The 14,404-nt window shown below is 58.7% G+C and carries 15 protein-coding genes; 13 read left to right on the forward strand and 2 right to left on the reverse strand.

Going from position 1 to position 14,404, the window contains the following annotated elements:
* The first annotated feature begins 100 nt into the window (after positions 1–100).
* From V7Q10_RS08155 to V7Q10_RS08175, 5 genes are read left to right on the forward strand one after another with little or no spacing between them, the layout of a single operon-like run.
* On the forward strand, positions 101–1,405 hold the full coding sequence (locus tag V7Q10_RS08155) for an extracellular solute-binding protein (RefSeq protein WP_333868580.1): 1,305 nt from the start codon (positions 101–103) through the stop codon (positions 1,403–1,405).
* Positions 1,406–1,462: 57 nt separating this feature from the next.
* Positions 1,463–2,344 carry an ABC transporter permease subunit gene (locus V7Q10_RS08160; RefSeq protein WP_333868581.1) on the forward strand — a complete coding sequence of 294 codons (882 nt, stop codon included), beginning with the start codon at positions 1,463–1,465 and terminating at the stop codon, positions 2,342–2,344.
* A gap of 9 nt (positions 2,345–2,353) precedes the next feature.
* Positions 2,354–3,211, forward strand: a complete 858-nt coding sequence (locus V7Q10_RS08165; protein ID WP_333868582.1) for an ABC transporter permease subunit — start codon at positions 2,354–2,356, stop codon at positions 3,209–3,211.
* A gap of 11 nt (positions 3,212–3,222) precedes the next feature.
* Entirely contained in the window at positions 3,223–4,266 is a 1,044-nt protein-coding gene (locus tag V7Q10_RS08170; protein ID WP_333868583.1) for an ABC transporter ATP-binding protein, read from the forward strand.
* A gap of 2 nt (positions 4,267–4,268) precedes the next feature.
* On the forward strand, positions 4,269–5,261 hold the full coding sequence (locus V7Q10_RS08175; protein ID WP_333868597.1) for an endonuclease/exonuclease/phosphatase family protein: 993 nt from the start codon (positions 4,269–4,271) through the stop codon (positions 5,259–5,261).
* A 38-nt stretch (positions 5,262–5,299) separates the two neighbouring features.
* Here the strand turns inward: V7Q10_RS08175 and V7Q10_RS08180 are convergent, their stop codons facing one another.
* Complete coding sequence (locus V7Q10_RS08180) at positions 5,300–6,379, reverse strand: Gfo/Idh/MocA family protein (protein ID WP_442885841.1); 1,080 nt, start codon at positions 6,377–6,379, stop codon at positions 5,300–5,302.
* 47 nt (positions 6,380–6,426) lie between these two features.
* Positions 6,427–7,128: a GntR family transcriptional regulator gene (locus V7Q10_RS08185; RefSeq protein WP_333868585.1), complete on the reverse strand. Its 702-nt coding sequence runs from the start codon at positions 7,126–7,128 to the stop codon at positions 6,427–6,429.
* A gap of 92 nt (positions 7,129–7,220) precedes the next feature.
* Here V7Q10_RS08185 and V7Q10_RS08190 point away from each other — a divergent pair, with 92 nt between their 5' ends.
* From V7Q10_RS08190 to V7Q10_RS08225, 8 genes are all read left to right on the forward strand, one after another.
* Complete coding sequence (locus V7Q10_RS08190; protein WP_333868586.1) at positions 7,221–8,378, forward strand: LLM class flavin-dependent oxidoreductase; 1,158 nt, start codon at positions 7,221–7,223, stop codon at positions 8,376–8,378.
* Positions 8,378–9,268, forward strand: coding sequence for an aldo/keto reductase (locus tag V7Q10_RS08195; RefSeq protein WP_333868587.1), 891 nt, complete (start codon positions 8,378–8,380; stop codon positions 9,266–9,268). The genes V7Q10_RS08190 and V7Q10_RS08195 overlap by 1 nt, the downstream gene beginning before the upstream one ends.
* Entirely contained in the window at positions 9,265–9,786 is a 522-nt protein-coding gene (locus V7Q10_RS08200) for a flavin reductase family protein (RefSeq protein ID WP_333868588.1), read from the forward strand. The genes V7Q10_RS08195 and V7Q10_RS08200 overlap by 4 nt, the downstream gene beginning before the upstream one ends.
* A gap of 47 nt (positions 9,787–9,833) precedes the next feature.
* Entirely contained in the window at positions 9,834–10,424 is a 591-nt protein-coding gene (locus V7Q10_RS08205) for a TRAP transporter small permease (RefSeq protein ID WP_333868589.1), read from the forward strand.
* Positions 10,425–11,714, forward strand: coding sequence for a TRAP transporter large permease (locus V7Q10_RS08210; protein WP_333868590.1), 1,290 nt, complete (start codon positions 10,425–10,427; stop codon positions 11,712–11,714).
* A 27-nt stretch (positions 11,715–11,741) separates the two neighbouring features.
* Complete coding sequence (gene dctP / locus V7Q10_RS08215; protein WP_333868591.1) at positions 11,742–12,803, forward strand: TRAP transporter substrate-binding protein DctP; 1,062 nt, start codon at positions 11,742–11,744, stop codon at positions 12,801–12,803.
* A 142-nt stretch (positions 12,804–12,945) separates the two neighbouring features.
* A complete protein-coding gene (locus V7Q10_RS08220; RefSeq protein WP_333868592.1) occupies positions 12,946–13,431 on the forward strand; it encodes a hypothetical protein in 486 nt (161 codons plus the stop codon).
* 334 nt (positions 13,432–13,765) lie between these two features.
* Positions 13,766–14,404: site-specific DNA-methyltransferase (locus V7Q10_RS08225; RefSeq protein WP_333868593.1), on the forward strand; the 639-nt coding region annotated here is incomplete at its 3' end.

Raw genomic sequence — 14,404 nt, forward strand, 5'->3', positions numbered from 1 at the left:
GCATGGACCCGTTTGTATCCGCCGGCGCTGATCCCTTATGGGCTGGCGCGGGCCATCGCTGTCTGCCCGTTTCGGGCATTCAAATGACCGGAGAAAAACAATGACAAGATTCTCGCTCGCAACGGCAGCAGCCCTGTCTTTGATGGCAGGCGCGGCTTCGGCTCAGACCGAAATCACTTGGTGGCACGCTATGGGCGGCGCTTTGGGTGAAACCGTCAACAAAATCGCAACCGACTTTAACGCAAGCCAGACCGATTATAAAATCACCCCAGCCTTCAAGGGCACCTATGAAGAGACCCTGACCGCAGGCATCGCGGCTTTCCGCGCCGGCGAGCAGCCAAACATCCTGCAAGTTTTCGACGCAGGCGCTGCGACTGTGATCGGGGCCAAGGGCGCAACCGTGCCCGTGCAAGACCTGCTGACCGAAAACGGTGTGCCGTTTGACATCAACGACTATATCTCGGGCGTGCGCTATTTCTACGCCGACAGCGCTGGCAAAATGATCGGCATGCCGTTCAACTCTTCCTCGCCGATCATGTATTACAACGTCGATGCGCTGGAAAAGGCCGGCGTGACCGCGCCAAAAACCTATGAAGAATTTGAGGCTGTGACCGCACCTGCGCTGATGAAAGCGGGCTACATTCCTTTGGCTGAATCGCATTCGCCTTGGATCTGGGTCGAAAACTTCATGTCGCGCCACAATCTGCCGTTTGCCACCAACAACAACGGCTATGACGGCGTCGACACCAAGATCTTGGTGAATTCGCCCGAGATCAAAATGCATTGGAGCCATGTTAAAGACTGGCTCGATAAGGGCTGGTTCGGTTACTACGGCGCTGCTTGGAACGACAACCAAAAGCCGTTCGAAGAAGGCAAAGTCGCGATCTGGATGGGGTCTTCGGGCTCGTTCGGCGGTCTGTCCAAGCTGGACCTGCCGTTCAAATTCTCGGCCACCTATCTGCCCTATTGGGAATCGGTGACCAAAGAGCCAACCCAGACCTTTATCGGCGGCGCGTCGCTGTTTGCGATGTCGGGCAAATCGGCAGAAGAGAACAAAGCCACCGCGGCCTTCTTCAAATATCTGACCTCGCCCGAAGTGCAGTACATGTGGCACCGCGAGACCGGCTATGTGCCGATCACCACGGCCGCCTATGAGATGGCAAAGGCTGATGGCTATTACGCCAAGGCCCCTGCTGCCGAAGTTGGTATCCAGCAGCTTTCCTTGCCAGCCGGCGCCAATACCAAGGGCTATCGCATGGGCTTTTATGTGCAAATCCGCGACGTGATGAACCGTGAATTCGGTCGCATCTTGGGCGGTGAGACCACGGTTGATGCAGGCTTTGCCACCATCGAAACCGAAGCCAACGACCTGCTGGCCAAGTTCGCACAGACCCAAGCGCAGTAATCGTAACACCTCGGGTGGCCGCAGCTTGCGGCCACCTATCTTTTAAAGGACAGCCCCATGAAACGCGCCGCTTTTACCAACCGTTGGCTGCCGATCCTGCTGCTTTTGCCGCAGATGGCGATCATCGTGGTGTTCTTTTATTGGCCCGCATGGCACGCGCTGACCTCGTCTTTTTATCTGCAAGACCCCTTTGGCTTTAGTGAGACCTTTGTCGGCTTTGCCAATTACACCTCGCTGTGGAAGTCTGCCCCCTATGCGCGCGCGGCAAGCTTTACGGTGGTGTTTTCCCTGCTTGTAACGTTTCTTTCGCTGGCGATTGCGCTGTTGTTGGCGGTCAAGGCCGATAAGGTGATCAAGGGCGCCAAGGCCTATCGCACCGCGCTGATGTGGGTCTATGCTGTCGCCCCACCCGTGGCAGGGGTGATGGGAATTATCCTGTTCAACCAAAGCTGGGGGCCGCTGACGCGGTTTCTGACCATGCTGGGCTGGGATTTCAAACTGGGCGTCAACTACTATGACACCGCCTTTGCGATGGTTCTGGTCTCGGTTTGGAAACAGATTCCGGTGAACTTCATCTTCTTTCTGTCCGGCCTGCAATCGATCCCGAAGTCGGTGCGCGAGGCGGCGCTGATCGACAATCGCTCGGCCTCGGGGCGGTTTTGGGACATCACCTTTCCGCTGCTGGCACCGACAGGATTTTTCCTGCTGATCACCAATATCACCTATTCGCTGTTCGACACCTTTGGCGTGATCGACACTTTGGTCAAAGGCGAGCCGGGCAACAACCCGATGACGCTGGTCTATAAAGTCTATGTTGACGGCTTTCGCGGCAACGACATGGGCGGTTCTTCTGCGCAATCGGTGATCTTGATGGTCTTGGTGCTGGCGATGACCATCGCGCAGTTCCGGCTTGTCGAACGCCGCATCCATTACACCTAAGGATCTGCCATGCAAAAGCCCCGCCTGCGCCTGTCGACCGTGCTGGATCATGTGATCCTGATCATCGGATCTTTGTTCATGATGCTGCCGGTCTTGATGCTGTTGCAGATGACCTCGATGCCCGATCTGGTGAATATGAAAAACGGGCCGGGCCTGAGTTTTGGCAGCCAATTGGACGACAACTTTTTGAAAGCGATGCTGAAAGCTGACGGCTTTGCCGGTGCCAATACTGGTCTGAATATGCTATGGAATTCGCTGATCCTTGGCTTTGGCTTTGCCATTGGCAAGATTGTGCTGGGGATGATGGCGGCCTATGCCATCGTCTATTTCCGGCTGCGCTTTGCCAGCTTTGCCTTCTGGATGATCTTCACCACCCTGCTGCTGCCGCTCGAGGTGCGTATCCTGCCCTCTTACGAAATCGTGCAAAAGCTGGGGATGCTGAACACCTATCAAGGTCTGATCGTGCCGCTGATCGCCTCGGCCACGGCGACGTTCTTTTTCCGGCAATACTTTCGCTCGATCCCCGAAGAGCTGGTCGAGGCCGCGCGCATAGATGGCGCGGGGCCGGTGAAGTTCTTCTTCGACATCCTTGTGCCGCTGTCGCGCACCATGGTGGCTGCGATGTTCATCATCATGTTTGTCTACGGTTGGAACCAATATCTTTGGCCCACCATGATCACCACCGACGAGGGCATGTTCACCCTTGTGCGCGGCATCAAACAAATCACCCAGATGCTGGAAGGCAACCAGATCCCCGAATATGGCCGCGCCAATATGCTGGCCCTGATCGCGATCTTGCCTCCGGTTCTGATCGTCGTCTTTTTCCAAAGCTGGTTCGTCAAAGGTCTGACGGAATCGGATAAATAAGGACTATTTTTATGGCTCAGGTCACGCTTTCTGGCATCACCAAGACCTATCCCAACGGCGTTACCGCCGTTCATCCGGCAAGCTTTTCGATTCCGCATGGCGAATTTATCGTGCTGGTTGGCCCTTCGGGCTGTGGCAAATCGACGATGCTGCGGATGATTGCAGGGCTGGAAGACATCAGCGCAGGCGATCTGCACATCGGCGCGCGCTTGGTCAACCACATCGACCCAGCCGACCGCGACATTGCGATGGTGTTTCAAAACTACGCGCTTTATCCGCATATGAGCGTGCGCAAAAACATCGGCTACGGGCTGAAGAACCGCAAAATTCCGCAGGCGCAGATTGATCAAAAGGTGGCAGAGGCCTCGGCGCTGCTGAACCTGGACGATTATCTTGACCGCAAGCCGTCGCAGTTGTCGGGCGGCCAGCGGCAGCGGGTGGCGATGGGGCGCGCGATTGTACGCGATCCGGCGCTGTTTTTGTTTGACGAGCCGCTGTCGAACCTTGATGCCAAATTGCGCAACCAGATGCGGATTGAAATAAAAGCCTTGCAGCGCCGCCTTGGCGTCACATCGGTCTATGTCACGCATGATCAGGTTGAAGCCATGACCATGGCCGACCGAATTATCGTGATGAACGAAGGCCGCATCGAACAGATCGGCAGCCCCTCCGAAATTTATCATAGCCCTGCCACCACCTTTGTGGCCTCGTTTATGGGCGCGCCGCCGATGAACCTGCTGCATGGCGAGATTTTGAACGGCATGGCACAGATTGGTGATCTAAGGCTTGCTGCGGCCCCCAAGGCGGCTTCGGGCGCGGTGGTGATCGGGTTGCGCCCCGAGGACATTACGCCTGACGCCGCTGGCCCGCTGATGCTGGACATCGCTTTGGTCGAGGAATTGGGCGCGCATCGGCTGTTGCATGGCAGCCTGTTGGGACAGCCGATAAGCCTGCATGTCAGCAAAGACATCGCCGCAAGCACCGGCCCGCTGCGCGCCAGTTTCAAGCCCGAGACGCTGTCGCTCTTTGCCGCAGACACTGGGGTGCGGCTGTGAGTATGGTTGTCTCCGCCCTGCCCGATGTCACCGCCGATCAGCGCGCTCGCATTCTGGCCGCACCGCGTACAGCCGCCAGCCACCGCGCCTTGCTGGCTGAATTGCCCGCGATGTCAGCGGTGCAAACCGGCGGAACCGCAGCTGTGCCGCAGCTGGGGCCAGAGATCTCGATCGCGGCTTGGAACGTCGAGCGCTGCCTCTTTCCGCAAGAAAGCGCCGATCTTTTGGCAAGCTATGCACCTGATATTGTTTTGCTTTCCGAAGTTGACCACGGCATGGCTCGCACCGCCCAGCGCCATACCACCGAAGCCATGGCGCAGGCTTTGGGCATGGTCTATGCCTTTGGCGTCGAATTCCACGAGCTTGATCTGGGCGGCCCAACCGAGCGGGCGTTTTGCACCGACAGGTTCAACGCCCACGGCTGGCACGGCAATGCGATCCTCTCCCGCGCGCCCTTTGCTCGCGTGACCATGCTGCGGCTGGACGATCACGGCCATTGGTTTTCCGCAGACGAGTTGGAGGCCGACCCCGATCAGCCGCGTGTTGGTGGCCGGATGGCGCTGCTGGCGGTGGTGGCGACCACGATGGGCGAGATCTGCGTTGTCTCGACCCATCTGGAAAGCAATGCCGATGCCAAGCACCGTGCGGCGCAGTTCACCCTGCTGCTGGACCAGATCGAAGCCTTTGCGCCAAATCTGCCGGTCTTGATCGGTGGCGATCTGAACACAGGAAACCACATGCCGCCCGATTTCGATTGGCGCGCCGAGACGCTTTTTGCGCAGGCCAGCGCAAGGGGCTATGCGTGGTCAGCCACGCCAGCTGGCATGACCACCCGCCCAAGCCTGATCACCCCGCACCCGACCCGACAAATGAAACTGGATTGGCTGGGCACAAGGGGCCTGCATCTGCAAGACAAAGCCCTGATCGCAGCCCTGACTCCAGAGGGCAAGCCGCTCTCGGATCATGATGCGGTCTGGTGCCGCGTGCAGATTTAGGTCGGAAAAACGCCGCGGCCTTGCTCGCCAAAGCGGCTTTACTGCGGCCCAAGAGCGCGCAGCTCTGCGGTGCCAATCACCCGCCCCTCGCGGGCTGATATCTGCGCGGCCTTGCCCAGCGCCACCGCCCACCAGCCGTCTTGCAGCGTTACATCTGGCACGCCGCCCTTGGCCACCACTTGGGCAAAGCCCGCGTGTTGATAAAAGGTCGAGCCGTTGTGATCGCCTGCGGCCAGCAAATTCGGGTCCACCGGCACCTCCAGCACCCTTGGCCCTGCGGGATTGCGCGGGCTGACCACCACTTGCGGCACCGGGGCAGCGCCCAGATGCGCAGGCCAGAACCGCCCCGGCCCGGGCACCAGACATTCGATCTTACCCAAGGGGCCCACTGCCGCGATCTCTTCTTGATAGCGCGCGCCTTCGGCGAACATGCACAGCTCTAGCATCGCCCGCATGCCGTTTTCAAAATCGACAATCACATGCGCATTGTCCCAGATATCCGAGGTCTCGCCGTCATAAACCTCGTCCAGATGGTTCACCGCCTGCCCGCCCGAGGCCATCACCCGCACCGGATCACAGCCCGCAATCAACCGCATCAGGTCAAAGAAATGGCAGCATTTTTCCACCAAAGTGCCGCCGGTGTTGCGGTTAAAGCGGTTCCAATCGCCGACCTTTTGCAAAAACGGAAAGCGATGCTCGCGGATCGACAGCATCTTGATGCCCCCCGTGGCGGCAACCGCCTCGCGGATCAGATGCGCCACCGGCGGCATATAGCGGTATTCCATCGCCACCCAAATCGGCGCGGGATAACTGGCCCGCAGCGCCGCCATCCGCGCCACATCGGCCTCGTCGGTGAACAGCGGCTTTTCCACCAGCACCGGCAAGGGCCGCAGCCGCGCGATTTCTTCCAGCTGGCCAAGGTGCATATGGTTGGGCGAGACGATCAGCAGACAGTTCACCGCCGCTTCGGCCAGCACCTCGGCCAAAGACCCGACCATTTTCGCCGCAGGCACCAAGGCCTGCGCCCGCGCGCGCATGCCTGCGTCTGGCTCGAAAATCGCCACCACCTCGGCATCGGGCAAAAGCGCTATGTTGCGCAGATGCTCTTGCCCCATCATTCCACAGCCAATAATCCCGTAGCGAACTGATTTCACCTAAGTTTTCCTTATTTAAGCCGTGCGACATAGCGCACAACATTGGGGTCATACCATGTCCAGGACGCCTCTGCCGCGCGGCCATCTTGGCCCCAGCTGAGGCGGGTGATAAACGGCAAAGCGCTGCCCGCCAGATGCGGAAAGCTGGGTGGCGACCAATCCGGCAGCGCCGCTTGGCCGATGCCATCTTCGGCCCGCGCGATCCAAAGCCCCAGCTTTTGGCGATAATACAGATAGAGCGATTCCGATAAATCCCCGATCGGGATCTGCGCGATGTAATCGCCATCGAGCCAAATCTCTTCCACCGCCGCGATCTTGCCCGACAAGAACCGCAACCGCCGAATGCGGTGGCCCTGATCACTGCTGCCGAAGGCGGGCAAGGCGGGGTCTTTGGCGACACGGTCCACCGACAAAACCTGCGCCGTTGGCAGCCCGCCGCCCGACAAAAGCTCTAATCGAAACAAGGCGTAAACCGAGGCAGGATCCGCCTTAGCGCGGATGTAATTGCCCGAACCTTGCACGCGGTCCAATAGGCCCTTGGCCGTCAGATCCTTTAGGGCTTGGCGCAGGGTGCCGACCGCAATGCCCAAATCTGCCGCCATATCGCGTTCGGGCGGCAGACGCTCGCCCTCGATCAGCCGCCCAGAGGCGATGTCACGGATCAGCAATTCGCTGATCTGCTGGTAAAGCGGCAATGACCCTGCTGCGGCCATCTGCATTCCTCTTGGAAAATTGATACAGTATTGATCTACATCAAAGTGGGTGTTACGCAAGAGAAAAGGTGACTCTGCGAAAGAGAGAATCAATGACCATCGTGCCGATCACATCCCCCGATCTGACTGCGGCCGAAATCAGTTGGTTTGCCGCCCTTTGCTCGGATGATTACGCCTATCTTGGCGTGCCCAACGGCGATCTGCGTTCAAGCTGGGAGCATTGCTCGGCCATCGTCAAACGCGCCGAAGGGCATGGTTTTCGCAATATCCTCTGCCCCTCGTCGTTTCAGGTCGGCCAAGACACGCTGTCTTTTGTCGCAGGCTGCGCCCCGATCACCGAAAGCATCAATTTCCTTGCCGCCATCCGCTGCGGCGAGATGCAGCCGATCATGCTGGCGCGCACCGTGGCGACGCTGGATCATATGCTGAAAGGCCGTCTGACGCTGAATGTGATCTCTTCAGATTTTCCCGGCGAGGTTGCCTCTTCGGCCTTTCGATACAAGCGCAGCCACGAGGTGGTGCAGATCTTGCGCCAAGCCTGGACGCGCGACACCATCGACCACGACGGCGAGGTCTATCAGTTCAAAGGCGTGCCGACCGATCCGGCCAAGCCCTATCAGCAAAACGGCGGGCCGCTGTTGTATTTCGGCGGCTACTCGCCCGATGCGTTGGAACTGTGCGGCGCGCAATGCGATGTCTATCTGATGTGGCCCGAACCGATGGCGCAATTGGCCCAGCGCATGCGCGATGTCCACGCCCGCGCCGAGGCCCATGGCCGCACGCTGGATTACGGGCTGCGCGTGCATATGATCGTGCGCGACACCGAAGCCGAGGCGAAAGATTATGCCGAGCATATCGCCTCGAAACTTGACGATGAATATGGCGCCCTGATCCGCGACCGCGCGCATGACAGCATCAGCCTTGGCGTTGCCCATCAGGCACGGGCGCGCGAATTGGCCGATCAATTTGGCTATATCGAACCGCATATGTGGACAGGCATCGGTCGTGCGCGCTCTGGCTGCGGTGCGGCACTGGTCGGATCGACAGATCAGATTATGTCCAAGATCGAGGCCTATCAAAAAATGGGCATCCGTGCCTTTATCTTCTCGGGTTACCCGCATCTGGATGAGGCCGATCACTTTGGAACAAAAGTGCTGCCGCAGTTGAAAACCTGCTCGCTGCCACAAGAATATGGCCGCATTCCGGCCAGCACACCCCAAACGCCCTTGGGCATCGGAGAAAGACGCTAATGGAACGGGTTACCCTAGGCACGATCGAGCTGTCGCGGCTGGTTTACGGCATGTGGCGGCTTGGCGATGATGCCGATACTTCGCCCGCGCATGTGCAAGCCAAGATCGAGGCCTGCTTGGCCCAAGGCATCACCAGCTTTGACCAAGCCGATATCTATGGCGGCTATACCGCCGAGACGCTGCTGGGGGCTGCCCTGCGCGCCGCCCCTGCCTTGCGCGCGCAAATGCAGATCATCACCAAATGCGATATCATCGCCCCCGTCGGTCGCCATTCGGGCGCGCGGGTCAAGTATTACGACACCTCTGCCGCGCATATCAACGCCTCGGTCGAGGCGTCTTTGCGCGAGATGGCGATTGAAACCATTGACCTTTTGCTGATCCACCGCCCCGATCCGCTGATGGACCCTCTGGAAACCGGAGCAGCGCTTGACGCCTTGGTTGCCGCCGGCAAAGTCCGTGCGGTTGGGGTGTCGAACTTCCGGCCCTATGATGTGGCCTTGCTGCAATCGGGGATGCAGTCTGCGCTTGTCACCAACCAGATCGAACTGAGCCTGATGGCGCATCAGGGCTTTACCAATGGCGATGTCGCCTATCATCAACAGCACCGCCAACCGCTGATGGCTTGGTCGCCGCTGGCAGGGGGGCAGTTGTTGTCGCAAGCCGACACCAAGCTGCGCGACCGTCTGGCCGCGATTGGCGACGAGCATGGCACGGATTGGAGCGCGGTTGCCGTGGCTTGGCTGCTGCGCCACCCCGCACAGATTTTGCCGGTGATGGGCACCAATTCCTTGGCCCGTATCGCCAGCCTGTCGGATGCCACCAAAATTGCAATGGACCGCCAAACCTGGTTCGAGCTTTACAGCCTCGCCCTTGGGCGCGAGGTGGCATGATGGCGGATGGTGCTTTGCCTGACGGCTTTACCTTTATCCCCGACGCCGCCAACGCCCGCGCCTTTCGCGACGCTTTGGGCTGCTTTGCCACCGGCGTCACCTTGGTGACAATCGCCGGGCCAGAGGGCCCGATGGGCTTTGTCGCCAACAGCTTTTCCAGCCTGTCGATGGACCCGCCTTTGGTGATCTGGTCGCCGTCGAAATCGGCCTCGCGCTATCCGCATTTTGCCGTGGCGCAGCATTACACCATCCATATTCTGGCCGAGGATCAACACGACATCATCGCCCGCTTTATGCGCGGCGGCGCCGGTTTTGACGGGCTGGACCACGAGATCAACGCCGAGGGCGTGCCGGTGCTGACCACCGCCGCGGCGCGGTTTGACTGTGTGCAGCACGCAACCCACGAAGGAGGCGATCATCTGATCGTCGTGGGCCAAGTGCTGCGCGCCAGCCAGCGCGATGTTGCAGGGCTGGTGTTTAAAAAGGGCCAATACGGCGGGTTTTCCGCCAAGGTCTAAGCGAGGCATCACCCCATTTCGGGGTGGCGCAACTGGGGAGGAGCGCGATGAGCGCCTTATTGGGTCTGACCAATGGGTTGGGGGCGGTGAATGCCGCCCTGCTGACGCTTGGTCGCCGTCTTGGCGCTTTTTGCGTCGCCCTGATGGTGGTTGCGATTTTGCTGCAAGTGTTTTTCCGCTATGTCTTAAGCAGCGCTTTGCCTTGGCCAGAAGAGGCCGCAAGATTTTTGATGCTGTGGATGGCTGGGCTGATGGCCCCCACCGCCTTTCGCCGCGGCGGCTTTGTCTCGATCGAGATGCTGGTGCGGTTTTTGCCCCGCCGCCCTGCCGCCCTGCTGACCATCTTGCTCTTGCTGTTGTCTTTGGCGGTGCTGGTGATCGGGCTGCAAATCGGCTGGTCGGAAACCACCGGCCTTGGCGGGCGCTTTGCCACCGACAGCCTGTCGGTGCCAAACAGCCTTGATCTTTCAACTTGGGTCAAAGTGCCCAAGGCGTGGATGATGGCCTCGCTTGTCGTTGGGCTTGGCCTGCTGATTTCGGTCTGTGTCGAGCTGATCTTGCGCGCCACCGCGACCCTATTTGGCCAAGAGGCGCAGCTGGTGCTGATCGCCGATGCCGCAGTGATGGGAAGCGAATAGATGCTGTCATTTTTCCTGCCGCTGTTCTTGGTTCTGCTGCTGCTGGGTCTGCCGGTGTTCTTTGGCCTGATCGCAGCCCCGGCGATTTTGCTGTGGATGAATGGGCAAACCCGCGACATCGTGCTGCTTTATCGCAATATCTACAACGGCATGGACAGCTTTCCGCTGATGGCGATCCCCTTCTTTATGCTGGCGGGCGAGGTGATGAACCGCTCGAACATCACCCTGCGGCTGGTTGAATTCAGCCAAGCCATGATTGGCCACCTGCGCGGCGGGCTGGCGCATGTCAATGTGCTGTCGTCGATGCTGTTTGCCGGGCTTTCGGGCTCTGCGGTGGCCGATGTCTCGGCCTTGGGGTCAATGCTGATCCCTGCGATGGAAAAGCAAGGCTACACCCGCAGCTTTGCCGCAGCGGTGACGGCGGCAAGTTCGATCATCGGTCCGATCATCCCGCCTTCGGGGATCATGATCATCTATGCCTATGTGATGGGCGAAAGCGTGGCGGCGCTGTTTTTGGCCGGTATCGTGCCGGGCATCATGATCGGCGGCGGGCTGATGCTGCTGATCCATTTCATGGCCGATCACTACGACCTGCCCGCCGCCACCCGCCGCGCCACATGGGGCGAGCGGGGGCAAGCCAGCCTTAAGGCGATCTGGCCGCTGATGACGCCTGTAATCATCCTGGGCGGCATTCTGGGCGGCGTTTTCACTCCAACCGAGGCCGCCGCCATCGCGGTGGGTTATTCCACCCTGATCGGCCTGTTTGTGATGCGCACGCTGCAATGGTCTGACCTGCCCGATGTGCTGACCCGCGCTGGCATGACCTCGGCCGTGGTGCTTTTGCTGGTGGGGGCTGCGATGGCGTTCAAAACCGTCGCCAGCCTGTCCCATACCCCCGAACTGCTGGCCAGCATCATCCTTGGCCTGTCAGACAACCCGTTGATCCTGTTGTTTTTGATCAACATCTTGCTGTTCATTGTTGGCATGTTTCTGGATGCCGGCCCCGCGATCATCATTTTGGGGCCAATCTTGGGGCCGATCTTCACCTCTTTGGGTGTCGATTCGGTGCATTTTGCCATCATCATGGCGGTCAACCTGACGGTTGGCCTGCTGACCCCGCCGATGGGATTGGTGCTGTTTGTCACCTCCTCGGTCTCGGGTTTGCGCGTGGAAACCATCGCACGCGCCACCCTACCGTTTTTGGCGGTCGAAGTTCTGGTGATCTTTTTGATCACCTACTTCCCCGCCCTAAGCCTGACGGTGCCAAGGATCTTTGGCTTCGTCCACTAACAGACGTGTTTAAACAGGGAGAAGACAATGCTTAAGAAAACACTAAAATCGCTGGTCTTGGCCAGCCTGATGATGGGGACCTCTGTCGCTGCAATGGCACAAGAGATCACCCTGCGCGCCACCGCCAATTCGAATGAAAACGACGAAGACTATGACGGTCTGGTGGTGTTCAAGAACTATGTCGAGAACGCCTCGAACGGTGCGATCAAGGTCGAGTTGTTCATCGGCACCCAGCTTTGCGCCAAGGGCGATGAATGCTTGGCAGGCGTCGCCGATGGCTCGATCGACGTCTATATCTCGACCTCGGGCGGGGCTGCGGGGCTGTTCCCCTATATTCAGGTGCTGGATCTGCCCTATCTGATGTCGGATGACCGCGTCGCCGAAGCAGCGCTGACCCAGACTGATTTCACCAAAACCCTGCGCGAAATGGCGCTGAAGGATTCGGGCGACAAGATCCGTCTGATGACCGTCGGCAACACCGGCGGCTGGCGCAACTATGCCAATACCAAAAAGCGCGTCAGCGGTCCGGGCGATCTGGCCGGCCTGAAAATGCGCACCGTGCCAGCTGATCTGCCGCAGTTCGTGGCCACCACGCTTGGCGCCTCGCCGACCCCGATCGCATGGCCAGAGCTGTTCACCTCGCTGCAAACCGGCGTGGTGGAAGGCACCGCAAACGGCATCACCGACATCATGTCGATGAAGTTCCCAGATGCAGGCCTGAAATACCTGACGCTGGACGGCCATTCTTATATGGGTGCCTTCTGGTGGATGGGCCAAGACCGCTTTATGTCGCTGACCGATGCGCAAAAGCAGATCGTGGTCGACGGCTTCTCGGCGCTGCAACAGGCGACTTTCGCCAGCCCCAAGCGCAAAGAAATCCAAGCCTATGCCGATTTCAAAGCCGCTGGCGGTGAAGTTTACGTGCCAACCACCGAAGAAAAAGCCGCCTTCAAGGCATCTGTCGCGCCTGTGATGGATTGGTTTAAAACCAATGTCAAAGGCGGCCCAGAGGTTCTGGCCTCCTTCGAGGCTTCGGTTGCCAAAGCCCAAACCATCGTCGACGCCGAGCGTGCCGAGTCGTTGAACTAAACCAATCGGGCGCCCGAGATATCGGGCGCCCCCTTTGCTCTGCACCGCGCACCAGCCGAAAAATCTGCTCTACTTTTCAACCCTAATGCATTACAGTAACGACTAAAGTCAGCTTTAGGGCGAAACAGGGTAGCGTTACAGCATGAAATTAAGTGCAGGACAGGCCGCCAAGGCAACAGGGAAAAGCGTGCCAACCATCACGCGGGCGATCCGGAACGGGCTTATCCCAGCCAAAAAGACAGACCGGGGTGGGTTTGAGATCGACCCTGTCGCGCTTTTTCAGGTTTTCCCAGCCCTAACGCCCGTTCATGACGTTACCGTAAAGCCCTTAAACCCCGAACCACTTGCGCCTCAAAATCTGGCGCAGGGCAAGGTCAGGCTCTACCAAATATCGACACCCCCTAAAGCCGTTCGTGACGTTACAGTAACGCCTCCCGCCCACGAAACCCCCAGCACTGCCTATGCGTTACACGGCAAGTTAAGGCAGCTGGAAGAGGCTTTGGCCGAGACAAAGGCAGAAAGGGATGCTTGGCGGCAACAGGCAGAAAGATTAACCGCAGCTCTCGCCGAGGCCAACACGGCGCTGACCGCTTCGAAAGGCTCGCGCTGGCCTTGGTCGCGCAAATAGGCTTTGGCGCAGGCAGCAGGGCGGTTGATTTGGCCGGTTGCAGCACATCCTGTAATGGCTGCAAAGTCATTTTGTCTGCCGTTGCGCCAGCGGCAGATGGGCAGCGCAAAGTGCAGCGCAGGCCCCGATTATCAGCCAATGCGGTGCCAGCCCTATAAAAACTGTGTCGCGCCTGATCCCGCGCTGTGGTGACATTTCCGCCAAACAAGGCCGATCTGGCACCCCTTTTCAGTCTTCCGCAAGTTGCAAATCGGTTTGCACATATCACAAAGACTCAATAAACATATACGAAAGGGTATTGTTGCTGAAGTGTAATTGATTGGATTGGTGAAGAATGCCCACATTGCGGTGGCTGACGCGGGATCAGGATGTGCGGGCCACGGAAAAGGTGCCGTACCGACTGCTGGAAGAGGTGCCAAGTCTGGGCTACGGCGACCGCGACACGGGCAATATGCTGATCCAAGGCGACAACCTTGCCGCGCTGAAATCGCTGCTGCCGTTCTATGCGGGGCAAGTGAAGTGCATCTATATCGACCCGCCCTATAACACGGGGTCCGCGTTCGAGCATTACGACGACAATCTGGAACATTCGCAATGGCTTGCGATGATGTGGCCTAGGCTGGAGTTGTTGCGCGAGTTGTTGGCAGAGGATGGGTCGATTTGGGTCAGTATTGATGATCGGGAGGCGCATTATCTGAAAGTGATTATGGATGAGGTTTTTTGGCGGGCGAATTTTGTTGCCAATGTTGTTTGGCAAAAAAGGACATCTCCAGATTTTCGTGCAGCTTTGGGCGACGGCCATGAGAACATATTCGTCTATGGGAAATCCAAAGAGCTGTTCATCGCAACCGTCAACTTGCTACCGTTAAGCGAACGACAAAAAAAAGAATTCAAGAATCCTGATAATGACCCTCGGGGGCCTTGGGTTTCGCGGGATTTCACTGCTCAGGGATACCGTCCTAATCAGATGTAC

The organism is Cypionkella sp. (assembly GCF_036782355.1).
Classification (GTDB): Bacteria; Pseudomonadota; Alphaproteobacteria; order Rhodobacterales; family Rhodobacteraceae; genus Cypionkella.